Source organism: Roseovarius sp. M141 (assembly GCF_024355225.1).
Lineage (GTDB): Bacteria > Pseudomonadota > Alphaproteobacteria > Rhodobacterales > Rhodobacteraceae > Roseovarius.
This window is the reverse complement of record NZ_VCNH01000008.1, coordinates 1560265-1585086: the sequence shown is the minus strand read 5'-3', so window position 1 is coordinate 1585086 and position 24822 is coordinate 1560265. Positions and strand designations below refer to the sequence as shown.

The following is a 24822-nucleotide window of genomic DNA, read 5'->3' as shown; positions in this document are numbered from 1 at the left end:
CTACGCTGCGGCGCGCAAGGAGGCGAAATGAAGAAAATCCTGCTGATTTGTGATTGTCTCGGCACCCAGACCATCGATGCTGCCGCGCTAAGCGCAGCGACGGGGCGTGAGTGTTCGCGGCTACACACCGCCCTGTGCCAGTCCCAGATCGACATCACCGCCAAGGCGATGGAGGGCGGCGATGTGATGATCGCCTGTGGGCAGGAAGCCGCCCGTTTCAGCGATCTGGCCGAAGACATGGGCCTGCCTGTGCCGGACTTCGTCGACATACGCGACCGCGCTGGCTGGACGGCGGACACCGGCGACACCAGCGCGAAAATGGCTGCCTTGGTGGCCGACGCCGCGTTGCCGCGGCCAGCACCCAAGACGATTGACGTCGTCTCGGGCGGGGTCTGCCTGATTGTCGGCGCGCCGGAGGTTGCGTTTGCCGCCGCCGACAAGCTGGCCGATATTCTCGCCGTGACGGTGTTGGTGGCGAACGCGGCGGACGTTCCAGTGACCGACCATTTTGATTGCTGCGCCGGGCGGCTGCGCGATGCCTCCGGTACGCTGGGCCAATTCCAGATCTCGATTGACGCCTTTCAGCAGGTCCTGCCCGGCGGGCGCGGCGCACCGACGCTGACAGACCCGCGCGACGGTGCACAATCTGAATGTGATGTGATCCTTGACCTGCGGGGCGGTACGCCGCTGTTCCCCGCCCCGGACAAGCGCGACGGATACCTGCGTGCCGATCCCGGCAGCCTGCCTGCCGTGGCGGATGCCATCCTTGCTGCCAGCCAAATGGTCGGCACGTTTGAAAAGCCGCTGCATATCCGGCTGGAGCCGTCGCTATGCGCCCATTCCCGCGCCGAACAGCCCGCCTGCTCGAACTGCCTGAATGTCTGCCCGACCGGCGCGATCCTGCCCGCGGGCGAGCATGTCAGCATCGACCCCCTGATCTGCGCCGGGTGTGGCGCGTGTTCGGCGGTCTGCCCTTCGGGCGCGATCAGCTATGATGCGCCCCCCGTCGATCATGTGTTCCGCCGCATCGCCGCGCTGGCCTCGACCTATCGCAAAGCGGGTGGCCTGCCCGGCGCGCTGCTGGTGCATGACGCCCACGGCGCCGAGATGATCCGCCTTGCCGCGCGGTACGGCAACGGCCTGCCCGCCCACGTGATCCCGCTGGAGATCGACGCGCTGGCGATGTTCGGCCATGCCGAAATGCTGGCGGCGCTGGCCAGCGGCTTTGCCCATGTGGATATTCTGCTGGCCCCAAAAAGTGACCGGGACGTATTGCAGGCTCAGGCCGAATTGGCTGCGGCCATGGGCGCGGGCGATGCCGTGGCGCTGCTGGATATCACTGACCCCGACGCGCTGTCAGACCACCTGTTTGCCCGCGACGGCATGGGCAACCCCGTCAAAACCCCGATCCTGCCGCAAGGCTCGCGCCGTCAGATCGCGCGCCTCGCCGCCAAGGCCCTATCGCCCGACGCGCAGACCACCCCCCTGCCCGCATATGCGCCCTATGGCGCCGTGATCGTCGATACCGATGCCTGCACGCTGTGCCTGTCTTGCGCCTCGCTTTGCCCATCCGGCGCGCTGACGGACAATCCCGACATGCCTCAACTGCGCTTTCAGGAGGATGCCTGCCTGCAATGTGGCCTCTGCGCCAATGTCTGCCCCGAGAACGCGATCACCTTGCAGCCACAGATCAACCTGACGGATGCGGCCCTCAGCCAGCTGGTGCTGCATGAGGAGGAACCATTCGCCTGCGTCGAATGCGGCAGCCTGTTCGGCGTCAAATCCACGGTCGAACGGATCATGGAGAAACTGGCCGGGAATCACGCGATGTTCGCCAGCCCCGCCGCCGCGCGGATGATCCAGATGTGTGACGATTGCCGCGTTCAGGCGCAGTTCCAGTCGCAGAACAATCCTTTCGCGGGCAAGGAGCGCCCGCGCGTGCGCACGACAGAGGACTACCTGTCCAAGCGCAAGGATCACTAGCAGGTACTACTTACAAACCCCGAAAAGGAGACGAAGATGAGCGAAGATTTCAACATGTCGATGCGCAAGTTCCTCAAGCAGGTCGGCGTGACCTCGCAACAGTCGATCGAGGAGGCATTCCGCAAGGCCGAAAGCACCGAAGGCAAGCAGTTCGAGGCGCGCATGGTTCTGACGATCGACGGCGTGGATCTGGAACATGTGGTGACCGGCACGATCAAGGGTTGATCCGGGCATGACGCTCGCCCGCGAGGATGTGCTGGCCGCGCTGAAAACGCTGACCGATCCGGTCAGTGGCACGTCGCTGGTGGATGCCGGTCTGGTCAAGGCGCTGACCGTCGACAACGGCACTGTGCGATTCGTGCTGGAGGTCAGCGGCAGCCATGCGGCGGCCTATGGCAAGGTCAAGGACGAGGTCGAGGCCAAGCTGAACGCCCTGCCCGGCGTTGAAAAGCTATCCGTGGTCATGACCGCCCACAGCGCCCCCGCCGCCCCGCCCGATCTGAAGCCGAACCGCCCCGCAGAACCGGCAGGGCCGCAAAAGGTGCCGGGGGTGGACCGGATCATCGCCATCGCGTCGGGCAAGGGGGGCGTGGGCAAATCCACGGTTTCCGCAAATCTCGCCTGCGCGCTGGCGGCCGAGGGGCGGCGCGTCGGGTTGCTGGATGCCGACGTCTACGGCCCGTCGCAACCGCGCATGCTGGGCGTGTCGGGGCGACCATCGTCGCCCGATGGCAAGACGATCCTGCCGATGCGCAATTTTGGCGTGACGATGATGTCCATCGGGTTGATGACCAACGACGATCAAGCCGTCGTCTGGCGCGGGCCCATGTTGATGGGTGCGTTGCAGCAGATGCTGACGCAGGTGCAATGGGGTGCGCTGGATGTGCTGATCGTCGATCTGCCGCCCGGCACCGGCGATGTGCAGATGACGCTGGCGCAAAAGACACACCTGAACGGCGCGATCATCGTTTCGACCCCGCAGGACGTGGCGCTGCTGGATGCGCGCAAGGGGATCGACATGTTCAACCAGCTTGGCACTCCGATCATCGGCATGATCGAGAACATGTCCACCCATATCTGCTCGCAATGCGGGCACGAGGAGCACATGTTCGGGCATGGCGGTGTCGCCGCCGAAGCGGCCAAGCTGGACGTGCCGCTGCTGGCGGAAATACCGCTGCATCTGGATATTCGACTGGCTGCGGATGGCGGTGCGCCGATCGTGGTTTCCAAACCTGACAGTGCGCAGGCGGCAGGGTTTCGCACCTTGGCGCAGCAATTGATCGCGCTTGGCCACGCATGACGCCTCCGGTCTTTCCTCCGCTGTTCTCGGGGCTTGATGCGGCTGGCGCGGATCCGTTCGCGCTGGCCTGCTCAAACGCAAGGGGCGTGTGCGATGCAGGTTTGGTCTGCTATGATCTGGGCGATGACCAGTTGCGTGCGGCGATGGTCTTTGCGCCCGAAGTCCCGCTGCGCGATGCGGTTTGCATGCTGCCGCTCTGCGGGGTCGGGTTTCAGAACGCACTTGGCGCGCTTGCGCCGCCGGAGGTGGGCGTGCATCTGGGCTGGAGCGGTGAAATCCACCTGAATGGCGGGCGCTGCGGCGCGTTGAAAATCGCCGCCTCTGACGATGACCCGGGTGCCGTCCCCGCCTGGCTGGTTGTCGGCCTGTCGCTGGACCTGTGGCCACCCTCGCAGGACACCGGCCTGACGCCCGATGCGACAGCCCTGTACGCAGAGGGCTGCGGCGAAGTAGAGCCACCAACCCTGCTGGAGGCATGGGTGCGGCACACGCTGGCCGAGATCAACGCCTGGATGGATGACGGACCGGCCCGCCTGCACCGCAATTGGCTGACCGTGGCCCGGGGACTGGAGACCGACATGACGGTTGCCGGACATCACGGGACGTTCATCGGCGTTGATGAAAATCTTGGCCTGCTTTTGAAAACCGATGACGGCGTGCGCCTGACCCCCCTGACCTCTCTACTGACGGAGCCTGCATGAAACTTGCCCGCGCGATCCATTTCGACGAAAGCGACACCCGCGTTTTCCACGCTCCCGCCAGAACCGGCGAATGGTGCATTTCGGGCGGATTCGAGTTCTCCAACTGGTCCCAGGCCGATCTGACCGGCAAGGCCCGTCAGGCGTTCGCCAATGGATGGATGGGCTGCGAAACATTTGGCCGCGTCAGCTTTGTCGCCGTGACACAGATTGAACCGGCCGAGCGTGACACGCTGGCGCAGATTCTGGCGCAGCATTTCGTCGACATTTACGGCGCGCCCACGCTGGACCTGGCGCGCAACGTAGCGCTGGAAGAGCTGTCGCAGATGGCGGACCTGTGCGACGAACATGATGCCAATACCCTGCTGACCGTCGCACGTGAACTGACCGAGGCGGGCGTGAGAGAGACCTACCGCGTTATCCAAGCGCAAGCGGCAGGGCTGGAGCAGTTCGCGATCCATGGATCGCTGGACGATCCGCACCAATAACGGCATCGCCATGGCGGATTTGCCACCTTTCGTTCGAATGCGGTAGGGCTTGCCTGCTGTTGCCTCGACCGGCTCAAACACCGGATCACCATCATAGGTCACTTAGGGGGGGCGACGATTTCGGACAGGTTGCGCGGGCCAGTTCCGGAATCGCGGCGCGCAGGCGGGCCTCGTTCGCCTCGGATCTTTCCGGCACACTGGCGCGGACCGTGTAGTAAGGTGCGTCCGCGGGAACCTTCTGGAAGTCGTCCGGCAGGTCAGTGGTGGCAAAGGTCCACGGCCCCTCCAACAATGCGGCGTTAAACCAGCGCCCCGCGACCAGTTATTAGTGGGCCCCCGACGTCTTTGGCCGAAAAGCAACCGCCACACTGTTCGACGCCCGTTCCAGCCCCCTGCCCGGCACGGCGCCAGACACCGGGGCAACCGTCTAACAGGATCACGGCGACCTCAATATAGAAATTCGTGGGGGGAAGTCGTCATAGGCGACCGTCCAGTGCCTTGGGCGTATCGGTCCCGTTGCCATCGGCGCGAACGCGCGTCGCCATCTGGTGTTGCCCTCTCCTTCGGTCTGCACCAGATACCTGGCGCTGACAAAACCTGTCTGACCCTGAAATTCCACGACGCACCACGACCCTGAACCTGGCCAGCTTTTCGTCAAAACCCTAGGTACGCTTCAGATACTCGCGCAAGTAGCATTTTGGCCCAGTTGACCGCAGCGACCTTTCATTGATCACGTGCCAAGTATCCAGATCCACATGAGGGAAAAATGTGTCTGCATCCGGGACATGAATGTCCACTTCGGAAATCAGCAATCGATCCGCAAGCGGGAGCATCTCTTTGTAGATCCGGGCACCGCCGATACCATAGATGCGATCATAGCCCTGATCGCCAGCAAACGCGATGGCGGCGGCCACCGAGGGCGCCACAGCCTCAGCCGCATCAGGCCGTGAAGACACCACGATGTTAAGGCGCCTCGACAGCGGCTTGACCGGCAGGCTGTCCCACGTATTGCGCCCCATGATCAGCGCACCGCCAAGCGTCTCGCGCTGGAATGATTTCAGATCTTCCGGGATCGTCCATGGAATCGTGCCATCGCGTCCGATGGCTCCGTCTTGGGCGCGGGCGACAACCAGCGTAATCATCGTTCAGACCGCCACTGGCGCGCGGATTGCAGGATCGGGATCGTAGCCGACGATCTCAAAATCCTCATAGCGAAAGTCGAAAATGGAGGGCACATCACGTTTGATCCGAATTGTTGGCAGGGCTTTCGGCGTACGCGAAAGCTGCAGTTTCACTTGCTCTTGATGGTTGGAATAGATGTGAGCATCCCCGAGCGTGTGAACGAAATCACCCGGCTCGTAGCCCGTCACATGGGCCAGCATCACCAGAAGCAACGCATAGGACGCGATATTGAACGGAACGCCCAGAAACATGTCAGCCGAGCGTTGGTAAAGCTGGAGGTGCAACCGACCGTTCAGGACGCGCACCTGCCACATCGTATGGCACGGCGGAAGCGCCATGCGCGGCACGTCCGCAGGATTCCACGCCGAAACAATCAGACGGCGGCTATCGGGGGTCGCCTTGATCATATCGATAAGCTGCGCGATCTGATCGACGCCCCGACGGGTAAAAAGGGGGGCACCGTCTGCCACCTGCCCCGTCGGTTCAAGCGCGGAAAAAGCGCGCCATTGGTGGCCGTAAACGGGGCCCAGATCGCCCTTTTCGTCGGCCCATTCGTCCCAGATCGAAACACCGTTATCGTTCAGATAGCCAATGTTAGTGTCGCCGGACAGGAACCATAAAAGTTCGTGAATGATCGAGCGCAAGTGCAGTTTCTTGGTCGTGACCAGAGGAAACCCGTCAGCGAGGCGATACCGCGACTGCAGGCCGAAGTAAGAGAGCGTGCCCGTCCCCGTGCGGTCCGTCGACACTTCGCCGCATTCAAGGATGGTGCTTAATGCATCGTGATACTGCTGCAACGTCGCCCTCGTCTTTCGTTCCACTGCTTAGATGTCATCGTGTCGAGGTTTGGATCAATATGCAATCGCATGCTCGCGCGCAAATTCATCGCGGCGGGGCGCGCTGTGCGTCTATTTCGAAGATTTGCCGGGGTTCACGGCATGGAACTGTCTTTTGCGCAAAGAAAACAGGTATGAGCCGATTGCAATACTATCTACCCCGGGACCGCCAAAAATAACGACGCCGCCGCGCGGTCATGGTGGACGCAGGCGCAGATCCTTCTAGGATGTAGGGCGCGTGACAATACAAGGAGACGGCAATGCCGGTACGCTATCTGCACACCATGGTTCGGGTGAAGGATCTGGAGAAATCCATGGCTTTCTTTGCGCTGCTCGGCCTGCGCGAAACCCGGCGCATGGAGAACGACGCGGGGCGATTCTCGCTGATTTTCATGGCCCCTGAGGGGCAGGAAGAGTGCCCCGTCGAGTTGACGTATAACTGGGATGGCGATGACAAACTGCCCGACGACAGCCGCCATTTCGGACATCTGGCCTATAGCGTCGACAATATCTACGAGATGTGCGCGCATCTTGAGGCGAACGGCGTCACAATCAACCGCCCTCCGCGTGACGGGCATATGGCGTTTGTGCGTAGCCCGGACAATATTTCAGTCGAGCTGCTTCAATCCGGCGAGGCGCTGGACCCCGCCGAGCCGTGGGCCAGCATGGAAAACACCGGGCATTGGTAAGGCTCATCGCCCTTCTGGTGCTGCTTTGGGGGGCGCCCGTCTGGTCACAGGCGCAGTGCCGTCTGGCGCTGGTTCTGGCGCTGGACGTCTCGGCTTCGATTGATTCCGACGAATATGCCTTGCAGCGTCTGGGGTTGGCCGCAGCGCTGGACGCGCAGGATGTCCGCGCTGCCATCCTGCGCGGCGCAGGCGGCCATGTCGCCCTGGCCGTATTCGAGTGGAGCGGGCGATTTCAGCAAAAGATGCAGTTGAATTGGACTGCTCTGGAAACTGACGCAGATATCGACCGCGCCGTCGTGACGCTGGGGCGAATCGAGCGCAGTTATGAAGGTTTTCCGACGTCGATCGGCCAGGCGCTGGGGCATGGCGCATCCCTATTGGCCACCGGGCCCGCGTGCATCCGCAAGGTGATCGATGTGTCCGGCGATGGCGTGAACAATTTTGGCTATGGCCCCGAACATGCCTATCGTCATTTCCCCATGGATGGGGTCGTGGTGAACGGCCTCGTCATCCTTGGCGACGATCCCGCCGTCGAAGGGTACTACCGCCAAGAGGTTCTGCACGGCCCCGGCGCGTTTATCGAGCGGGCCGAAGGCTTTGACGGGTTTCACGCGGCCATGACCCGCAAGCTGTTCCGCGAAATCAACAATCTGATGCTGGGCGCGCGGGAGGTGCAAACCCGGTCGCCACATGGCTAGGCTGCCGGACTGTCTGCATTTGCCGCCCCGGCGCACCGCACTTCGGCAGCGGCGCACGGTACCATGATCGGGGCGGCGGCGTCGGCTGAACCGGGTGGCGAGGGCAACGATAGCCGGGGGAACAGCATCAATAGATATAGCGGATCTGATCGCTCCAATATCGCTCGACCCGGCGCAGCGAGTTGGCGATCTGGTCGATCCCGTCGGCCCCCAGCACCCCGTGCGCCTGAAGGCCCTCGGCATGGCGCCCGAACAGGTCCGTCACCACATCGCGAATCTCGCGGCCCCGCGGCGTCAGGCGCACCCGCACCGAACGGCGGTCGATCTCGCATCGCTGGTGATGCATATATTCCATCTCGACCAGCTTCTTGAGATTATAGCTGACATTGCTGCCCTGATAATAGCCGCGCGATTTAAGCTCGCCGGCCGTCACCTCGTTATCGCCGATGTTGAAGAGCAGCAGCGCCTGAACGGCGTTGATGTCCAGAACACCAACACGTTCGAATTCATCCTTGATCACGTCCAGTAGCAGCCGGTGAAGCCGTTCGACCAGCGCCAACGCGTCAAGATACCCGGCCATGAAGCCCTGATTGCCAGCGGGGGGCGCCAGCGGATTGTGCATGCTCATTTCCATCTCCGTACAAAACCTGTTCGAAGTGAAATTGACCCAAATTGCCGAATATTCGGTTAAACTGCGCCCACAAATTGTATTTATCGCTAAAATCCGAACGAACCTGCATCCGATCCGCCATTCAGAATCAAATATCGGCCGGCACGCTGGCGATATCATCAATCATGGCGCGATAGCGGTCCGGCGCGGTGACCTGCCCGCTGACCCACTGGTAGAGATCGTGATCGTTCTCCTCCAGCAGCGTATCATAAAGATCCAGATCGGGATCGCTCAGCCCCTCCAGCCGCGCCGCCGCGTAGCGCGACATCAGGATGTCCATCTCGCGAATCCCGCGCCGCATCGACCGCATGGTCAGGCGGCGCAGGCGGGTGTCACGCGGCTCCGGCATCATCAGCCCTCAAAAGTTCGTTCAGTTCCTGCTCGACCCGTACAAGCCGCTCGGCGTTCAGTTTCATCTGCACCGAAATCTCGCGGATCTCCTCCATTAGTTGGATGCCGCCCCGCACATAGCTGGTCGCGACGCCCGGATCGCCCGGTCCGTCACCCTCGCCCGTCAGCAACCACAGCAGTGACACGTTGAGAAGCCCCGCCAGCATCGACAGGCGCATCGCGCGCGGATCGCGCACGTCATTTTCCCAGTCGTCCATCGTCTTTTCCTTGACACCCAGGCGCTTGGCCAATTCCTCTTGTGTCATTCCGGCCAGTTCGCGGGCGCCGGCCAGGCGATCTCCGAACGTGGTGGTGTCGGGGTCGAACCATTCTGCTGATGTGTCCGCGCTCATAATAGCTGTCCTCTCTTTGATCGTGCTTGAACCACGTCGGCTCGCAACCTAGAACACCCTAGTCCAGATTTCAAACCGGAGCCTGCCATGACAACGCTGTCCAAGACTTTGTCGCGCGTCAAACCATCGCCCACCATCGCCGTCAGCACCAAGGCGCGCGAGCTGAAGGAGGCCGGGCGCGACGTCATTGGCCTCGGCGCCGGAGAGCCTGATTTCGACACGCCCGAAAATATCCGCGAGGCCGGCAAGCGCGCCATCGATGAGGGCAAGACCCGCTATACCGCCCCCGACGGCATCCCCGAGCTGAAACAGGCGATCTGCGCCAAGTTCAAGCGCGACAACAGCCTGGACTACACCCCTGCGCAGGTCAGCGTGGGTACGGGCGGCAAGCAGATCCTGTATAACGCGTTCATGGCCACACTGAACCCCGGCGACGAGGTGGTGATCCCGGCACCCTATTGGGTCAGCTACCCCGACATGGTGCTGCTGGCCGGAGGCGAACCCGTGTTCGCCGAGGCCGACATAGACACGGGTTACAAGATCACGGCCGATCAGCTGGAGGCCGCGATCACGCCGAAAACCAAATGGTTCATCTTCAACTCGCCGTCGAACCCGACCGGCGCGGGCTATACTTGGGACGAACTAAAGGCGCTGACAGACGTTTTGTTGCGTCACCCACATGTCCTGATCATGACCGATGACATGTATGAACATCTGGTATTCGGCGACTTCAAATTCTGCACCCCCGCCGAGGTCGAGCCCAAGCTGTATGACCGCACCCTGACCTGCAATGGCGTCTCCAAGGCCTACGCGATGACCGGCTGGCGTATCGGCTATGCCGCCGGCCCCGAGCAGATCATCGCCGCCATGCGCAAAATCCAGAGCCAGAGCACATCGAACCCGTGCAGCATCAGCCAATGGGCTGCAGTCGAGGCGCTGAACGGAACCCAGGATTTCATCGCCAAACATAACGAGATCTTCCAGCGCCGCCGCGATCTGGTCGTGTCGATGTTGAACGACGCGGACGGCATCGAATGCCCGGTGCCCGAGGGCGCGTTCTACGTCTATCCCTCGGTCTCGGGCTGCATCGGCAAGACAACGCCCGGCGGCACCAAGGTCACCGATGACGAGGTATTCGCCACAGCGCTGCTGGAGGACACCGGCGTCGCCGTCGTCTTTGGCGCCGCATTCGGCCTGTCGCCAAATTTTCGCGTCAGCTACGCTACCTCGGACGAGGCGCTGAAAGAGGCCTGCACGCGGATCCAGACCTTCTGCAAGAGCTTGAGTTAAAGGATCTGACATGGCCGCAGAACTACCCGAGTATTACTTCAGGGTGCGCGAAAACGGCGCGTTCGTTTTCCGTGTGGACACTGAAAACAAGCAGCGCCGGATCGACATGGATCAAATCGCGGTCGTCAACATCCGCAAGGGCGAGATCAAGCCCCATGGCGAGCGCGACCTGTCAGATGAAGACATCGCAATCATCCGCGACTGGATGGCCGAGCGGATGGAACTGCTGGATCACCGCGACATCGACGACATTCACCGCGCAGTCGACTATCTGAACTCTACCGCACATTGGGCCCAGTCCAAGGCCAGCGATGCGCAGCTGGAGGCGGTGACAGATGCGCTGCTACTGGCGATGCACGATCTGCGCACCGTGCTGGTGCGCAAGAAGGCAGACAGGATGCTGGAAAGGGACTGATTCAGCCGTCCACTTTCCAACGGCCCGTCCAGCGCCAGAACCGCACGGCCAGCAGGGTTGATGCCACCGTCAGTCCGATGGCCAGACCGATCCAGATGCCAACCCCGCCCAGCCCCAGTGGAAACCCCAGAATATAGCTTGCGGGTATTCCGATGACCCAATAGCTGATCCCGGCGATAATCATTGGCACGCGCGTATCACGCACCCCCCGCAAGAGACCCAGCGCCATGACCTGCCCCGCATCGGCCAGCTGAAATACTGCCGCCGCCGCCAACAGCCCGGCTCCGACCGCCATGACGGCGGCGCGGTCCGGCTCGGTCGGGCTGAGAAAGCCCCCCATCAACAGCTCGGGCACCAGCACGAAAGCCGCTGCCGCGATCAGCGCCAGGATGCCCGACAGGCCCCCCGCCACCAACGCGACCCTGCGCAGCGCCACGCGGTCGCGCCGCCCGTAGAATTGCCCGGCGCGCACTGTGGCCGCGTTTGACAACCCCACATGCACCATGAAGGCCAGCGAGGTCAGTTGCAGTGCTATCCCATGCGCAGCCAGCGCCACCGTGCCCAGCCAGCCCATCATCACCGACGAGGCGGCGAACAGCCCCGTTTCCAACAGGTTCGTCACGCCAATCGGCCAACCCAGCCGCACAACGTCGCGCAGCGCCTCCCAGTCGGGGCGCCAGATGCGCTGAAACATCGCGTGCTCGGGCGTGGCGAGGGCGACGTAGACGCACAATGCGGCCAAGGTCGCGCTGGTCACGCTGAGCGACGCAATGGCGGCGCCGCGCACCCCCATCTCGGGAAAGCCGAAATTGCCGAAGATCAGCACGTAATTCACGCCGGCATTCAGCACCACACCGGCGACCGTCAGCCATAGCACGACCTGCGTGCGCTCAAGCGCGGCGAGATAGGATTTCAGCACCATCACCAGCAGGGCCGGTACGATCACCCAGCCCGCAATCCCCAGATAATCAGCCGCCAGCGCCGCCGTCTGCGGTTTCTGATCCAGCACCAGAAACAGCGCCTCGGACCGAAGCATGAATGGCAACACCAGCGCGGCAAAGATCATCGAGGCCCAGCAGCCCATGCGCGTGATGCGCCGCACCTGCGTCTCGTCTCCTGCGGCAACGGCCGTGGCAACCATCGGCATGACCGCAAAGGCAAATCCTGACCCCATGATGAAGAATACAAAGAAGAACGTACCCGCCAGTACCTGCGCCGCCAGCGCCTCGACGCTGAACCAGCCCAGCATGATGGAATCGGTCAGCTGAATTGCCATCTGCGCCAGATGGCTGCCGATCAGCGGCATCCCCAACACCAGTATCGAGCGCGCATGGCGTCGATACGACGCCGGGCTGGCACTGCTTGGGGAATTTGGGTTTGGGCGATTATGCATAGCGGTCTAAACGGCCTCTGATACGCTGCGCCTCTTGCGGCCGCACCTGATCAAACGCCCCGCATCATTTGCACTGGGCATGGCACAGCGGAGATCCATCAAACGCTGGACCCAAACCGCTGTAGATCCCGCGGAACTTCCTACCGAGGTGGTTGATTTAGTAAGTAAAATCAATGCTATCTATTTCCCTCGGTCAATAATTCCGTCCGGAATTGGAGTATGGTTGTATCTGTTTTCAAAATTCTCATAACACGAAGGAAAAGCCCGTATTTCCGAAGGCTTGTCAATGGCTCCTGAATTCTTGAGGGGCCACCGGGCAATGGCAAGTCACGCCCTGCACGGCGGCTGGCGGAATTGGCCGGTGTACCGTCACGTCTGATCGATGTGGGTAGCGGTCGTGCCGGATTCCGGATCATGGGAACCGAAAAGAGATAGAGCAGCGCCCAAGCGGGCATCCCTGTCGAGACCATCCTCTCCTCTCCTGTCGGCAACCCTTTGATGGTTGTCGATCAGGTCACAAGGCGGGCACGATACTCGGCGTTAGCGCAAAACCGACCACCCTTACAACTGCGCTGCTGCCTCCGCAGGACAGCCTAAGCCGATCAATAGCAGCATTGCGGGTGCCAAACTTGCCATTGGTGGATGTCCGCAATCAGATAACTCACACTCAAATGGCGAACGCTTTTCGGATCGCCTCGCACATCGCTTCACAAATAGGGCCTTTGGCGCCCCGCGCCTTTTGCAAGACAAGATATGTCGGGTAGCGGGTCGATATTTCAGGTAAGGGCCTTAATCCCTCCACATCTTCAGAAGCACTAAGCAAGCCCGCAGCGATTCCGGCCTGAACAGCGGCCCGGACGCCCACTGCGCTCTCGCTTGTGAAGATGACGTGATACCGCCGCCCGACTTCCTCCAGGCCGGACAGGGCAAGATCGCGCCACCAGCAATCGCGGTCGAATACGGCGACCGGAAGGACTTCGGAAGCCGAAGCATCGTGCTTGCGACTGCACATCCAGATCAGATGATCCTCGCGGAGAATTTCATCGCTATCATCCGGGTCCGGCACCTCGTGAACAGCGAGATCGAGCGCACCAGATTTCAGGGCGGCCCCGAACCCGGCTCCGAGGGCACAGTGAACTTCCATCTCGACCTCGGGATGCAGAGCCGCGAAGGTTGAAACAATATTCGCAAGTTCAGACCGGCTGTGATCGTCCGGCATCCCGATCCGCAGCTTGCCCTTCAGGCCTCCGCCGCGAAGCTCCGAGAGCGTCGTGTCGAGAGACTGAATTACATTTCGGGCAACCGGGTGCAGTTTCTCGCCAACCACCGTCAGAGACACACCGCGGCCATGTCTGCGGAACAGAGGTTGTCCGATGACCTCCTCAAGTAGCCTGATCTGAAGGCTTGTTGCGGACTGTGACCGTCCAATCCGCTCAGCGCCACCGGTCACGCTTCCAGCCTCCTGTATCGCAAGAAACGTGCGGAGATGATCGCTGTTGAGGTGGGTCATATCATCTGTTTTTTCGATGGCTGAATGTCAAAATACTCGTTTCTCAAATGGCCTGCAAGCCTCCATTCTCTCTCTGCAAAGGATAGGAGATCGCCATGTCAGTTTCAGAATTCATTCAGATAGCCCGCCCCAGAGCAAAGCATATCTATGTTCTGTTGGCGGCCACCCTCGCCGCACTGATTATCTGGAAGCCCGGATTTGCACTCGATACGGCGCAATTCGTGGTTCTCGGTATGACCCATGTTACCCCGCTCGTCATTCCCGGGATTCTGCTCGCCGGCTGGATCACAGCCAGCGGCGCAAGCGACCGAATCGCGACCGTGTTTCATGGCCGGACGATACAGACCGTGCTGGGGGCCACCATCGTTGGCGCATTGCTTCCGGTCTGCGGCATTACTGTCCTGCCGCTGATGGCCGGGTTGCTGGCCGCTGGGGTTCCGTTGGCACCGGTCATGTCATTTTGGCTTGCCTCACCGATTACGGGACCAGCAATGCTTTCGGCTACTGTCGCGACACTCGGATGGGAATTCGCAATTGGCAAAGCATTGGCAGCCATCGGGTTGGGGCTGTTCGGCGGGGCCATGACAGCTTTGTTTGCAAGCCGCCCGTGGGCCAAGTCACCGCTACGATCTAATCGGATTGTAGGTTCGCTTGGCGGCCAATGCGGCACATGCGACGAGAAAACGCGGAATTTCGATGCACGGGTTTGGCGAGAACCGTCCCGACGGGCACGGTTCATGCGTGAATGCTGGTCGATCACACGCTTGATCCTGCTGGTTCTGACGCCTGCCTTCGCGGCGGAATTCCTCCTGAACGCCTGGCTGGAACCTGGTGCTGTGGCCGCCTATGTCGGTCGCGATAGCGCCCTCGCAGTGCCGCTTGCGGTCATCGTCGGTGGCCCGGCTTATATCGATGGATACGCCGCGCTTCCCTTGACGCGGGCGCTTTTGGAACACGGAATGTCATCCGGTGCGGCCATGGCCTTTCTCGTATCAGGTGGGGTTGTCAGCATCTGGGGCGCAATGGCAATCTTCCCAGTGCTGAAACTGAAACCGTTCCTGCTCTACCTCGCATTGGCTGCGGTTGGATCAATGGTCTCAGGATGGGCGTTCGGAGCAACCTACTAAGTCATGAGAAGCGGCCTTTCGTTGCGGTCGATCTACGGCCTTAGCGTTTTGGCCTACCGTGCCCTCGGACGTGGAAACTACGATTTCTCGGCCGAAGTGCTTGCGTTCGCCAACCGCGCGGCAAACGTCGAGTTTGCCTTCAGTTCGTCCATATCGACATAGTGAAAGGCGGTAATCAACCGAAACACCCGCATCCAGTCCTTAGGGAGCGACGCGACGCCAAGAACGGCCTTCAGGCGCCTCTTCAAAAGGGTGTGGTCAAGATTGTCAAAGAAACTGCTAACGTCGAACGCCAGTATGGTGACCGGGCCATGGGCCTTGAAGGAGAAGATCTGAGACCGGATCGCCAGCGTCGAGGAATTGAAAGCCAACGGCATCAAGTTTCACCCGAACCCGGAACTGGCAAAGGGGAATCGTCGTGGCATCCCTCAGGGCACACCCATCAGCGCGGCAGCGTCGAACCTAGCCTGATGCTTTTACGCATTACAGGTTTATGGTTTCGTCTCTCAAGATACCGCCAGGTATGCGAAGACGGCTATCACTGAAATAGCTCACCAGAATTTGCCTCCATGATGGGTAAGTCCATATTAGCATAACAATACCGAGGGGCGGATTGCATCCATGCGCTGCGCCTTTCTTCAATGTCAGCTTTCAATGAAAATCCCGGCTTGGAAACAACCGTTTTGCCTGTTCGCGAGGGTGTCTGGCACGGGGCGGGTGACGTGGACGCGGGGCATCGTCGGTTTGGGGATAGGTAATGCCGACTGCGTCGTCCATTGGATGGCCAAGATCTGAAAGGTAGTGTGAGAGGTCTTCGATATGCTCAGCGATCAGATGCACGACGATGCCCTCGCGTTCCAGCCTCCCGGTCACGCGCAACAGACGTCCACCCATCACCACACGGCGAAATCGCTCGTAAATCTTTTTCCAGACCACCACGTTTGACACACCGGTTTCGTCCTCCAAAGTCAAAAAGATTACTCCCGACGCCGTTCCGGGGCGTTGGCGGGTGATGACGAGGCCGCAGACGCTTGTACGTTTGAGCGGGGCCTCGGGCAGGAGGTGATGGGCTGTGAGACCGGAGATTGCAGGACGCAACAGCTCCATCGGATGGGCGCGCAAGGTCAGGCGCATGGCAACGTAATCTTCGACAACTTCTTCACCCAAATGCATGGAGGGCAGGCTTACCCCCGGCTCACGGACACCTTCGCCGTCAAGCGGGTCGCTGAACAGCGGCAAGGGTTTGGGCGCACGGATTGCGCGAGCTTGCCATAGCGCATTGCGGCGGGTCAAACCTATTGCTGCAAAGGCATCCGCTTCGGCCAGACGTTCCAGCACTGCGGGAAGGATGCCAGCCCGCAGCCAGAGGCTTTCGGGGTCGGTATAGCCATTGCCCCGCGCGGCCACGATCCATCCGGCGTCCTCCTCGCGAAAGCCCTTGATCTGGCGAAACCCGAGCCGGAGCGCCAACTGACCATCGGCGCGGCGCTCCAAAATATTATCCCATGCACTTTTGTTCACGCAGATCGGGCGGATTTCGACCTTGTGATCGCGCGCATCCCGTACGATTTGCGCGGGCGCGTAGAACCCCATCGGCTGAGAGTTCAGAAGCGCGCAGGCAAAGATCGCCGGGTGGTGGCATTTCAGCCATGAAGAGACATACGTCAGCATGGCAAACGCAGCCGCGTGGCTTTCGGGAAATCCATAATCGGCAAAGCCCTCGATCTGGGCAAAGCATTGCTGCGCGATCTCGCGATTATAGCCGTTGCCCAGCATCCCGTCGACGAACCGCTCGCGATGCGCGCCGATTGTGCCCATGCGGCGGAAAGAGGCGAGCGAGCGGCGGAGCTGATCGGCCTCTTCGGCGGAATAGCCTGCACCGACCACGGCAATTTGCATTGCCTGTTCCTGAAACAACGGCACGCCAAGAGTTTTGCGGGTGACGTCTGCCAGCGCGGGGCCGAACGGTTCCGGCTCCTCCAGCCCTTGGCGACGTCTGATATAGGGTTTGACCATGCCGCCTTGAATCGGGCCGGGGCGGACGATGGCGACCTCGATCACCAGATCGTAAAAGGTCACAGGCTTCATCCGGGGCAGGAAATTCATCTGCGCCCGGCTTTCGACCTGGAACACGCCGACGGCATCGGCGCGCTGCAGCATCTGATAGGTCGCCTTGTCTTCCTGTGGCACGGTGCCAAGTGTCAGGCTTGTCTTTTCATGTTGCTCCAGAAGCTCGAAGCTCTTGCGCAGGCAGGTCAGCATCCCGAGACTCAGAACATCGACCTTGAGAATGCCCAAGGCGTCGATGTCGTCTTTGTCCCATTCGATTACCGTGCGCTCCTCCATCGCGGCGTTCTCGATCGGGCACAGTTCATCCAGCCGCCCGTGCGTGATTATGAAACCGCCGACATGTTGCGACAGGTGGCGCGGAAAACCGATGATCTCGCCGATCAGCCGAAGGGTCTGGGCCAAACGCCGGTCGTTCGGATCAAGACCCAGCTGGCGCACCCGTTCAGGATCAGCGCCACTGTTCGACTGTCCCCAGATCTGGCCTGAAAGGCTGGAGGTGACGTCCTGAGACAGGCCCATGACCTTACCCACCTCGCGGATTGCGGCGCGGGTGCGGAAATGGATCACGGTGGCACAAAGCCCGGCCCGGTGACGGTACCGTATTTCTCGTAAATCCACTGGATCACTTCCTCGCGCCGCTCATGTTCGAAATCCACGTCGATATCGGGCGGCTCACCGCGATGGCGCGAGATGAAACGCTCGAACACCATGCCGATCATGTCGGGACTTACATCGGTTATTCCCAGTAGATAGCACAGGATCGAATTGGCCGCCGAGCCGCGCCCCTGGCAGAGGATGCTGCGCGAGCGTGCCTCCTGCACGATGTCGTGGACGGTGAGGAAATAGGCGGCAAAGCCCAGCTCCCCGACAAGGCCGAGTTCCTTTTCCATCAAAGCGTTTGCTCGCTTGGACGCACCGTTCGGATAGCGCCACCGCATCCCTTCGCGCGCCAATCGTTCGAGCCGCGCCTGCGGGGATTCATCCGAAGAAATCTCATCAGGATATTCGTAGCTCAGCTCGCCAAGGGAAAAACTGCACCGCGCGGCGATCTCGATCGTTCGGCGCAATGCAGCGGGATGCGTGTGAAATACCCGAGCCATATCCTTATGGCCCTTCAGACGCCGTTCGGCGTTCGGCAGGGCGCGGGTGCCAATCGCGTCGATGGTGATGCCCTCACGCAGACAAGTCAAAACATCGGCAAGCTGCCGCCGGTTGCTTCGGTGCATCAGCACATCCCCCACCGCCACCATCGGGGCAGAGGTTTTCCGGGCAAGCCGCGCGCAGGCGTTCAGGTAGGCCTGATCTGATCCATCATAGCGCGGTGCCGCGCCGGTAAACACGTAGCCGGGAAAGCGTCTTTGAAGTTTCTGGATATCGGGAGCAGCCGCTTCCAAGCCGTTTTGAGTAAGGGCGATGAGGATCATGCCCTGACAGCCCTCTACCAGATCGCGCAGATCAAGGAGACACTCCGCCTTTCCGGCCCGCCGCTTGCCAAGGGTCAGAAGCCGAGAGAGCCGATGATAGGCGGCGCGATCCGTGGGCAGGGCGATCCATTCCATCGGGCAATCGCGCAGCACGAGGCGGGTGCCGACAATGAGTTTCGGCAGGTGCAGATCGTCCGGAATGGCCAGATCCTGCGGCAGGCCAACTTCCTGCCGCGAACAGGAATCGATCTGATGCGTCGAGCGAATGCGCAGTGCTTCATCGACATCCTTTTTCAAGGCTTCCAGCGTGCTGTAGGCCCGCACCACGCCCGCCAGGGAATTGCGGTCAGTGATCGCGATAGCCTCAAGGCCAAGCTCGGCGGCGCGCAGCACCAGTTCTTCGGGATGTGATGCCCCGGTCAGAAAGGTGAAGTTCGAGGTGGCGCAAAGCTCAGCATAGCTCATGCGAATTCTCCCTGCACGAACCAGCCGGGGTTTTGCGGTGTGTAATACAGCCAAAGGCGGCGGCCCTGCCGTGTTTCCACATGCCAGTAATCCCGCATGCCCGAGCGCCAGCCCTCGTCGTCGAGCCACCATTCCGGCGCGATGCGCTCAGGCCCTGTGGCGCGCGCAGTCGCAAGCGCCATACGCCGCCAGCGAAAACGCTCGGGCGGGCGCGGACCTGTCCCTGCAATAGGTTCGGGCGGGAAAAGGCGTAAAGGACGTGGCCGCGCGACGGACCAACCGCCTTGGGCTGTGCTGTAGGCCGCAGGCGCGATGATAAAGCTGCGCTCGGGGATGTGACTGTCGGCGGGAAGGAACCGCTGCACGTTCTCAAGCCCGATCCGTGTGCCAATACGCGTGATCAGATCGTTCAGCCGGTCAGGGCTGGACGATTTGGCCGAGACTGCGCCGATCTGTTGCACCGGTAGCGGTTCGACCACCCCGGCCACCAGTCGCATCTGGTCGATGCCAAAGCCGGCATCCACCTCACTCAGGCCGCGCTCGAACAGGGGCAAAATACGCCGGGGATTGCGCATCGCCGCGGCAAGACGCAATTCGACCTGCTGGCTGCCCTGATCGACGCGCCGCAGTGTCAGGGTCAGCGCGCGCGCGCCTGCCTCATGTGTCTTTAGCTTGTGGCATAGCGGGCCGAGCAGCCGGGAGGTGGCCGCCATCACATCCGCCATGAGGCCGATGGGTTCGGGAAATGTCAGGCGCACGCCATAATGGGGCGGATCGGCTTCGGGGTTGACCGTTTCCGGGCTGTGCCCCAGCGCATGATCGAGACGCAGCATCAGTTTCGGCCCAAACCGCCGGGCAAGCGGCGCGCGGGCAGTGGCGCAAAGATCGCCGATGGTTCTCAGGCCCAGCCGTTGCAAAGCTGTGCTCATAGCCTCATCCAGCCGCAGCGCCGCCACCGGCAGGTGTGCGAGCGCCTTATGCGTCTCTTGCGCCAAGGTGGCACCATCGCCGTAATGCGCCAGCGCCCATGCCGCGCCGCGTGTGTTTGCCAGACCCAGCCGCACCGTCAGCCCTGCGCGCCCGGCGCGCGTGCGCATGTCTTCCAGCATATCTGCTTCACTGCCCCAAAGATGCGTGGAGCCGGTAACATCAAGCACCAGCCCGTCCGTTCCATCGCGCCCAACCCAAGGACAATAGCGCGTGGCCCAACGGCGCAGCGCAGAAAGGAATCGCGCATCAAGATCGGGGCGCGCGGGGCGGCTTACCAGATCGGGGCAAAAGGCACGCGCATCCGCAAAGCTCATCCCGCGATGCAGCCGCTGCCGTTCGGCCTGTGTGTTGAGGCAATAAACCTGCTCGGTATTGTTTTGCCTGAGCGTCAGCGCAAAAGGCGCATCAACCGGCCACGTCCTGAGAGCCCGCTCGCTGGCCAAGCGGGGAAACCACATGGAGACGACGCATTTCTCGATCCCAGCGAACATCCCAAGCCCCGATTGTTCCTGATTTGTTCTTAATAATTTCCCATCGCATCAGAGTCGAGTCCTCACTTTCAGCATCAAACACCGGGGTGGCCCGCCACCGGGTTTCGGCTGCGTTGCTGCCCATGCCTTCGGGAATCAGGCATAGCCCAACCGTGTTCCCCGCCTTGGCGGCAAGCTGTAATCGTCGTCCTTCGCGCAGATTGAGGGGGCGCGTGATCTCGATGACGACAAGCGCCAGCGCGCCATCCTTGAGCGCCTCTTCGGCTACGGCGAGGCTGTCGGTCTGATGACTCGTTTGTGCAGCCAGAAGCCTTTCGGGTTCAAAGATGGAGGCAAGGCCGACAGGGTGCAATATATCCCCGCGCCACGCCTCACGCACCCACATGAGATCACCGGCCCTCTGCGCGGCGGCAATAGCGGCGAAGCCAAACGCGCTCGGACCATTGGTCTCGTGAACACGCGCATTCCGCAAGGGAAAACTGTTGAAGAAATCAGACGACATGCACTCAACATGGCAGCTAGTCGCAAATGTTTCAAACGGCTAAGATGGAGAATACATCATCGGAAATGTTAGTGCATTGCAGGAATGCCTGCTTTTAATCCTGTCGTGCGGGTGGACTTTGATGCTGTAACCGCCCCCCGGCGGCATCAATGTGCCAAGGTGGGTCTGCGCTGATCCACAAAGGAGGACGGTCATGTCGGAGATTATCACTGTCGGGCTCGATCTGGCGAAGAATGTATTCCAGGTGCATGGAGCCGACGGCGCAGGTCGAGCGGTTCTGCGTAAGAAGTTGCGGCGAGCGCAGGTGCTGGAGTTCTTGGGTCAACTGCCGCCGTGTGTCGTCGCAATGGAAGCTTGCGGCGGCGCTCATTTCTGGGGCCGAGAGATCGGCAAGCTTGGCCACGACGTGCGGCTCATCCCACCCGCCTACGTGAAGCCATTCGTTAAACGCCAGAAGAATGATGCCGCCGATGCCGAGGCCATTTGCGAAGCTGCGCAGCGCCCGACGATGCGCTTTGTGCCCGTGAAGAGCGAAGAGACCCAAGGGGCAGCGATGGTCTTTCGGGGCCGAGAGCTTCTGATCCGGCAGCGCACGCAGGTGGTCAACGCCCTGCGCGGACATCTGACAGAGTTCGGGCAGATTGTGCCGCAAGGAGTGGCCAATGCCAAGCGGCTGGTCGCGATTGTTGAGGATCCGGACAGCAGCTTGCCGACCGATGCGATGGCCACCTTGAAGGTGCTGATCGCGACGCTGTGCCATCTGGACGCGGAGATCGGAAAGCTTGATGCCGAGATCACCCACCGGGCAAAGGAAAATGATGTGGCACGGCGTCTGATGACGGTTCCGGGCATCGGTCCTCTGATCGCCACGGCCATCGCGACCCTTGCGCCGCCGCCCGAGACATTCCGCAAGGCACGCGATTTTGCGGCCTGGCTGGGTCTTGTGCCGCGACAGCATTCAACCGGTGGCAAACAGCGGCTTGGGGCTACGACCAAGATGGGCGAGCGATCCTTACGGCGGTTGCTGATCATCGGTGCCAACAGCGTCATCATCAAACGGCACACCCATGCTGCGGCCCAGCCAGGCACTTGGCTGGGCGGGATGCTGTCACGCAAGCCACCAATGCTGGTGCGGGTGGCGCTCGCGAACACCATACGGGCCCGCGGCATGTATGACGCCGCATACAAGGCCGGATACATGTCAGCACCCGATGACGCGCCAAGATCAGCTCTGAAAATACCTCTTGCGCAATGCGTGCACTCCCACTCTTTTTCAGCGCGGCCCTCACACTTGCGTCCGTCTCCGGCGCGGCGGCTCAGGATAAGGACTCCGTCAAGGTCAACATCGATAATTTCGTTCATGCGCAAAGCGACACCAACATGGCGGGCTATGTTGAGAAAGGGGCGTTCGGCAAGCTTCTGCATATCCGCAATATGGTCAATGCAGACGATCAGATCGTGATCCGGTCCAACGTCGACACGCTCTACTCCTTTGTGATCGTCGATTTGACGACGCCGGTAACGATTTACATGCCCGAGCCGGACAAGCGGTTCCAGTCATTGGAATGCCTGAGCGAGCAACACTCGATTCAGCCGACGCAGTATGGCCCCGGCTACTTTGAATACACGAGGGAAGAGATCGGCACGCGATACGCCTTCTGTATCGTGCGAACGTTTGCCGATCCCAACAACGCCGACGACATGAAAACCGCGCATGCGCTTCAGGACAAAATCAAGCTGGAACAGGCCCACAAGGGTGAGTTCAATGTTCCGACCTGGGATCAGAAGAGCCTCGATGACGTACGAGGGTTGCTGCAGAAAATTGCCCAGACCAGAGCCAGCACGCGCGGTTACTTTGGCATCAAGGAAGATCTGAATCAGCTTTACTGGACATTGGGAGCAGCGGCAGGTTGGGGCGGCAATCCGGCGGAAGCTGCAGTTTACTCCGTGGGTCTGGTAGAGAAAAACGACGGCAAAACGAATTATGTCCTCAACATACCCAAGGACGTGCCGGTGGATGCCTTCTGGTCGGTGACGCTTTACACCGCAGACGGATATTTGCCGAAGAACAAAAGTGGGATTTACGCCTACAACAACGTCACCGCCAAGCCCAACGACGACGGGTCGTTCACGATCAACTTCGGCGGCGAAGGCCCGAACAGTTTTGAGCTCGCGGAAGGCTGGAATTATCTTGTGCGCATGTATCAGCCCAAAAAAGTGCTGCTCGACGGTCACTGGCGTTTTCCTGAAGCGGTCCCCGCAAAGTAGGATCAGAACTGTCCCTCATGGGAAAGCTTGAGACAGATGGAGACGGCACTTTGCCTGAGGAATGTTGGAAAACATGTTGGCCAGTCGTCGCTTAGGTTTGAATATGCGCTGCGGCGCTCAAAAGCTGGAGAAGATCAGATGCGTTACACTCGAAAGTTCTATTCCTATGCAGTCGGCGCGGGCCTCGCGGTCGGCAGCCTTGTTAGCGGTCTTGGTCCTGCAGTTGCACAGTCTGAGTTATCGACGGAGGAAGCAGCCGCCATCGCCGAGGAGGCCGCGATCTACAGTCTGCCGATGCTGATGAATTACAGCGTACTCTATCAATTCGCGGTTGATGAATCGAGCAGCCAGTACAAGGCGCCGTTCAATCAGATCGACAATAAGGCGAGCCTTGCCTCGCCTGCCGACACGGCCATCGTAACGCCCAACAGCGACACTGCGTATTCCTTTGTCTGGATGGATTTGCGCGCGGAACCGATCGTACTTTGCGTGCCTGAAATTGAGAAATCGCGCTACTATTCCGTCCAGCTTGTCTCTCTCTACACATACAATTTTGATTACATCGGCAGTCGCGCTACCGGCAACGGCGCCGGCTGCTACGCGATTGCAGGACCGAACTGGAGCGGTGAAAAGCCGGACGGGATCGAGAAAATCATCCAGTCCGGCACTGAATTTGCCTTTGCAAACTTTAGAACGCAGGTATTCGGACCCTCGGATCTGGCCAACGTCAGTGCGATACAGTCCAAATATTCAGTTGCGACCCTGTCCGAGCACATGAACACGGAGGCACCAGCATCGGCCCCCGCGGTGGCGTGGCCCAAGTTCGATGAAAAAATGGCGAAAAGCGACCCGTTTAGCTATCTGTCCTTTATTCTACAATTCGCACCTGCGATCGGCGATGCAGAAGTTGAGAAACCACTGCGCGAAAAATTTGCCAAGATCGGCATCGAAGCGGGCAAGCCGTTCCCCTCGGTTCCACTGTCGGATGAACTGAAGGCCGCGATCACCAAAGGCGCATTGGCCGGTGCCGAAAAGGTGCAGGCGAAGAAGTCGGACATCGGCCAAGTGATAAATGGTTGGCAAGTATCGCAGGGCCTCTTCGGTGATCGCAAGATGTTGAAAGGCGACTACCTGCTTCGAGGAGCGGCGGCCCTTGTCGGCCTCTATGGCAATGATTCGGCAGAGGCGTTCTATCCCCTCACCCGCATAGACGCGGCTGGAAATGAACTCGACGGCAGCAAGCACAAGTATACGCTGGCTTTTCCGGCCGACGGCTTTCCTCCTGTCAACGCGTTTTGGTCAGTAACGATGTACGATGGAAAGACCCAGCTGTTGATCAAGAACCCGATCAATCGCTACTTGATCAATTCGCCCATGCTGCCTGACTTGAAGAAAAATGAAGATGGATCTCTGACGCTCAATATTCAGCATGAGGAACCGACGGATGCTAAGGCGAAGGCCAATTGGCTCCCTGCGCCGAACGGCCCGATTTATATTGTAATGCGTCTGTACTGGCCAGAGAAAGCAGCGCTAGACGGCAGTTGGGCACCGCCTGCAATTAACCTTGACCAGTGATCGGCTTTGATAGTG

Annotated in this window: 22 protein-coding genes and 2 pseudogenes; 13 read left to right on the top strand and 11 right to left on the bottom strand. The window is 60.6% G+C overall.

Features of this window, described 5'->3' with window-relative positions:
- Window positions 1-27 precede the first annotated feature (27 nt).
- Genes FGD77_RS11750 through FGD77_RS11730 form a run of 5 tightly spaced genes read left to right on the top strand, consistent with a single transcriptional unit; the run spans window position 28 to window position 4469 of the window.
- The gene (locus FGD77_RS11750) at window positions 28-1983 is read left to right on the top strand and encodes a 4Fe-4S binding protein (RefSeq protein WP_255009818.1); all 1956 of its coding nucleotides are present in this window, start codon (window positions 28-30) and stop codon (window positions 1981-1983) included.
- Window positions 1984-2019: 36 nt separating this feature from the next.
- Entirely contained in the window at window positions 2020-2208 is a 189-nt protein-coding gene (locus FGD77_RS11745; protein WP_255009816.1) for a DUF6494 family protein, read from the top strand.
- Between the two features lie 7 nt (window positions 2209-2215).
- Window positions 2216-3283, top strand: a complete 1068-nt coding sequence (locus FGD77_RS11740) for an Mrp/NBP35 family ATP-binding protein (protein WP_255009814.1) — start codon at window positions 2216-2218, stop codon at window positions 3281-3283.
- Window positions 3280-3984, top strand: coding sequence for a biotin/lipoate--protein ligase family protein (locus tag FGD77_RS11735; RefSeq protein WP_255009811.1), 705 nt, complete (start codon window positions 3280-3282; stop codon window positions 3982-3984). The genes FGD77_RS11740 and FGD77_RS11735 overlap by 4 nt, the downstream gene beginning before the upstream one ends.
- On the top strand, window positions 3981-4469 hold the full coding sequence (locus tag FGD77_RS11730) for a DUF6505 family protein (RefSeq protein WP_255009809.1): 489 nt from the start codon (window positions 3981-3983) through the stop codon (window positions 4467-4469). Before FGD77_RS11735 ends, FGD77_RS11730 begins: the two co-directional genes overlap by 4 nt.
- 662 nt (window positions 4470-5131) lie before the next feature.
- Here FGD77_RS11730 and FGD77_RS11725 read toward each other — a convergent pair.
- A complete protein-coding gene (locus FGD77_RS11725; protein ID WP_255009807.1) occupies window positions 5132-5611 on the bottom strand; it encodes a dihydrofolate reductase in 480 nt (159 codons plus the stop codon).
- 3 nt (window positions 5612-5614) lie between these two features.
- Window positions 5615-6448 carry a thymidylate synthase gene (locus FGD77_RS11720; protein ID WP_255014181.1) on the bottom strand — a complete coding sequence of 278 codons (834 nt, stop codon included), beginning with the start codon at window positions 6446-6448 and terminating at the stop codon, window positions 5615-5617.
- Window positions 6449-6747: 299 nt separating this feature from the next.
- Between FGD77_RS11720 and FGD77_RS11715 the strand changes: the two genes are divergently transcribed.
- Both FGD77_RS11715 and FGD77_RS11710 read left to right on the top strand, forming a co-directional pair.
- The gene (locus tag FGD77_RS11715; RefSeq protein WP_255009805.1) at window positions 6748-7176 is read left to right on the top strand and encodes a VOC family protein; all 429 of its coding nucleotides are present in this window, start codon (window positions 6748-6750) and stop codon (window positions 7174-7176) included.
- Complete coding sequence (locus FGD77_RS11710) at window positions 7170-7874, top strand: DUF1194 domain-containing protein (protein WP_255009803.1); 705 nt, start codon at window positions 7170-7172, stop codon at window positions 7872-7874. The genes FGD77_RS11715 and FGD77_RS11710 overlap by 7 nt, the downstream gene beginning before the upstream one ends.
- A 127-nt stretch (window positions 7875-8001) precedes the next feature.
- Here FGD77_RS11710 and FGD77_RS11705 read toward each other — a convergent pair whose 3' ends face one another.
- The 3 genes from FGD77_RS11705 to FGD77_RS11695 all read right to left on the bottom strand — a co-directional run bounded on the left by FGD77_RS11705 (window position 8002) and on the right by FGD77_RS11695 (window position 9287).
- Entirely contained in the window at window positions 8002-8496 is a 495-nt protein-coding gene (locus FGD77_RS11705; RefSeq protein ID WP_255014180.1) for a MarR family winged helix-turn-helix transcriptional regulator, read from the bottom strand.
- A 136-nt stretch (window positions 8497-8632) separates the two neighbouring features.
- Window positions 8633-8896 (bottom strand): succinate dehydrogenase assembly factor 2, encoded by a 264-nt coding sequence (locus tag FGD77_RS11700; protein ID WP_255009801.1) that lies wholly within the window; start codon window positions 8894-8896, stop codon window positions 8633-8635.
- A complete protein-coding gene (locus tag FGD77_RS11695) occupies window positions 8877-9287 on the bottom strand; it encodes a helix-turn-helix transcriptional regulator (protein WP_255009798.1) in 411 nt (136 codons plus the stop codon). The genes FGD77_RS11700 and FGD77_RS11695 overlap by 20 nt, the downstream gene beginning before the upstream one ends.
- Window positions 9288-9374: 87 nt before the next feature.
- Here FGD77_RS11695 and FGD77_RS11690 point away from each other — a divergent pair, with 87 nt between their 5' ends.
- Together FGD77_RS11690 and FGD77_RS11685 are read left to right on the top strand one after the other, a co-directional pair.
- Window positions 9375-10577 carry a pyridoxal phosphate-dependent aminotransferase gene (locus FGD77_RS11690; RefSeq protein WP_255009796.1) on the top strand — a complete coding sequence of 401 codons (1203 nt, stop codon included), beginning with the start codon at window positions 9375-9377 and terminating at the stop codon, window positions 10575-10577.
- 10 nt (window positions 10578-10587) lie between these two features.
- Complete coding sequence (locus tag FGD77_RS11685; protein ID WP_255009794.1) at window positions 10588-10992, top strand: hypothetical protein; 405 nt, start codon at window positions 10588-10590, stop codon at window positions 10990-10992.
- A 1-nt stretch (window position 10993) separates the two neighbouring features.
- Here FGD77_RS11685 and FGD77_RS11680 read toward each other — a convergent pair whose 3' ends face one another.
- Window positions 10994-12298 (bottom strand): MATE family efflux transporter, encoded by a 1305-nt coding sequence (locus FGD77_RS11680; protein WP_255009792.1) that lies wholly within the window; start codon window positions 12296-12298, stop codon window positions 10994-10996.
- A 754-nt stretch (window positions 12299-13052) separates the two neighbouring features.
- A complete protein-coding gene (locus FGD77_RS11675; protein WP_255009789.1) occupies window positions 13053-13895 on the bottom strand; it encodes a LysR family transcriptional regulator in 843 nt (280 codons plus the stop codon).
- A 95-nt stretch (window positions 13896-13990) separates the two neighbouring features.
- On the opposite strand from FGD77_RS11675, the gene FGD77_RS11670 reads away from it, so the two are divergent.
- The gene (locus FGD77_RS11670) at window positions 13991-15022 is read left to right on the top strand and encodes a permease (protein WP_255009786.1); all 1032 of its coding nucleotides are present in this window, start codon (window positions 13991-13993) and stop codon (window positions 15020-15022) included.
- A gap of 77 nt (window positions 15023-15099) precedes the next feature.
- On the opposite strand, the gene FGD77_RS11665 is transcribed toward FGD77_RS11670, so the two are convergent.
- The 4 genes and pseudogenes from FGD77_RS11665 to FGD77_RS11650 all read right to left on the bottom strand — a co-directional run bounded on the left by FGD77_RS11665 (window position 15100) and on the right by FGD77_RS11650 (window position 20964).
- A complete protein-coding gene (locus FGD77_RS11665; protein WP_255009784.1) occupies window positions 15100-15399 on the bottom strand; it encodes a hypothetical protein in 300 nt (99 codons plus the stop codon).
- A gap of 274 nt (window positions 15400-15673) precedes the next feature.
- Window positions 15674-18981: pseudogene (locus FGD77_RS11660) on the bottom strand (error-prone DNA polymerase).
- The gene (locus FGD77_RS11655; protein ID WP_255009781.1) at window positions 18978-20462 is read right to left on the bottom strand and encodes a DNA polymerase Y family protein; all 1485 of its coding nucleotides are present in this window, start codon (window positions 20460-20462) and stop codon (window positions 18978-18980) included. Before FGD77_RS11655 ends, FGD77_RS11660 begins: the two are co-directional and overlap by 4 nt.
- The gene (locus FGD77_RS11650; RefSeq protein WP_255009778.1) at window positions 20377-20964 is read right to left on the bottom strand and encodes an ImuA family protein; all 588 of its coding nucleotides are present in this window, start codon (window positions 20962-20964) and stop codon (window positions 20377-20379) included. Before FGD77_RS11650 ends, FGD77_RS11655 begins: the two co-directional genes overlap by 86 nt.
- A 193-nt stretch (window positions 20965-21157) precedes the next feature.
- Between FGD77_RS11650 and FGD77_RS11645 the strand changes: the two are divergent.
- From FGD77_RS11645 to FGD77_RS11635, 3 genes and pseudogenes are all read left to right on the top strand, one after another.
- A pseudogene (locus tag FGD77_RS11645) lies at window positions 21158-22120 on the top strand (IS110 family transposase); the annotation flags it as partial.
- A 224-nt stretch (window positions 22121-22344) separates the two neighbouring features.
- Entirely contained in the window at window positions 22345-23232 is an 888-nt protein-coding gene (locus FGD77_RS11640) for a DUF1214 domain-containing protein (RefSeq protein ID WP_255009776.1), read from the top strand.
- A 36-nt stretch (window positions 23233-23268) separates the two neighbouring features.
- The gene (locus FGD77_RS11635) at window positions 23269-24807 is read left to right on the top strand and encodes a DUF1254 domain-containing protein (protein WP_255009774.1); all 1539 of its coding nucleotides are present in this window, start codon (window positions 23269-23271) and stop codon (window positions 24805-24807) included.
- Window positions 24808-24822 lie beyond the last annotated feature (15 nt).

What these genes read in the sequence shown, in the direction of transcription:
- FGD77_RS11750 (WP_255009818.1), top strand. Translation starts at nt 28, where the DNA reads ATGAAGAAAATCCTGCTGATTTGTGATTGTCTCGGCACCCAGACCATC.
- FGD77_RS11745 (WP_255009816.1), top strand. Translation starts at nt 2,020, where the DNA reads ATGAGCGAAGATTTCAACATGTCGATGCGCAAGTTCCTCAAGCAGGTC.
- FGD77_RS11740 (WP_255009814.1), top strand. Translation starts at nt 2,216, where the DNA reads ATGACGCTCGCCCGCGAGGATGTGCTGGCCGCGCTGAAAACGCTGACC.
- FGD77_RS11735 (WP_255009811.1), top strand. Translation starts at nt 3,280, where the DNA reads ATGACGCCTCCGGTCTTTCCTCCGCTGTTCTCGGGGCTTGATGCGGCT.
- FGD77_RS11730 (WP_255009809.1), top strand. Translation starts at nt 3,981, where the DNA reads ATGAAACTTGCCCGCGCGATCCATTTCGACGAAAGCGACACCCGCGTT.
- FGD77_RS11725 (WP_255009807.1), bottom strand. Translation starts at nt 5,611, where the DNA reads ATGATTACGCTGGTTGTCGCCCGCGCCCAAGACGGAGCCATCGGACGC.
- FGD77_RS11715 (WP_255009805.1), top strand. Translation starts at nt 6,748, where the DNA reads ATGCCGGTACGCTATCTGCACACCATGGTTCGGGTGAAGGATCTGGAG.
- FGD77_RS11705 (WP_255014180.1), bottom strand. Translation starts at nt 8,496, where the DNA reads ATGCACAATCCGCTGGCGCCCCCCGCTGGCAATCAGGGCTTCATGGCC.
- FGD77_RS11700 (WP_255009801.1), bottom strand. Translation starts at nt 8,896, where the DNA reads ATGATGCCGGAGCCGCGTGACACCCGCCTGCGCCGCCTGACCATGCGG.
- FGD77_RS11695 (WP_255009798.1), bottom strand. Translation starts at nt 9,287, where the DNA reads ATGAGCGCGGACACATCAGCAGAATGGTTCGACCCCGACACCACCACG.
- FGD77_RS11690 (WP_255009796.1), top strand. Translation starts at nt 9,375, where the DNA reads ATGACAACGCTGTCCAAGACTTTGTCGCGCGTCAAACCATCGCCCACC.
- FGD77_RS11685 (WP_255009794.1), top strand. Translation starts at nt 10,588, where the DNA reads ATGGCCGCAGAACTACCCGAGTATTACTTCAGGGTGCGCGAAAACGGC.
- FGD77_RS11680 (WP_255009792.1), bottom strand. Translation starts at nt 12,298, where the DNA reads ATGCCGCTGATCGGCAGCCATCTGGCGCAGATGGCAATTCAGCTGACC.
- FGD77_RS11675 (WP_255009789.1), bottom strand. Translation starts at nt 13,895, where the DNA reads ATGACCCACCTCAACAGCGATCATCTCCGCACGTTTCTTGCGATACAG.
- FGD77_RS11670 (WP_255009786.1), top strand. Translation starts at nt 13,991, where the DNA reads ATGTCAGTTTCAGAATTCATTCAGATAGCCCGCCCCAGAGCAAAGCAT.
- FGD77_RS11665 (WP_255009784.1), bottom strand. Translation starts at nt 15,399, where the DNA reads ATGCCGTTGGCTTTCAATTCCTCGACGCTGGCGATCCGGTCTCAGATC.
- FGD77_RS11655 (WP_255009781.1), bottom strand. Translation starts at nt 20,462, where the DNA reads ATGTTCGCTGGGATCGAGAAATGCGTCGTCTCCATGTGGTTTCCCCGC.
- FGD77_RS11650 (WP_255009778.1), bottom strand. Translation starts at nt 20,964, where the DNA reads ATGTCGTCTGATTTCTTCAACAGTTTTCCCTTGCGGAATGCGCGTGTT.
- FGD77_RS11640 (WP_255009776.1), top strand. Translation starts at nt 22,345, where the DNA reads ATGGCGGGCTATGTTGAGAAAGGGGCGTTCGGCAAGCTTCTGCATATC.
- FGD77_RS11635 (WP_255009774.1), top strand. Translation starts at nt 23,269, where the DNA reads ATGGAGACGGCACTTTGCCTGAGGAATGTTGGAAAACATGTTGGCCAG.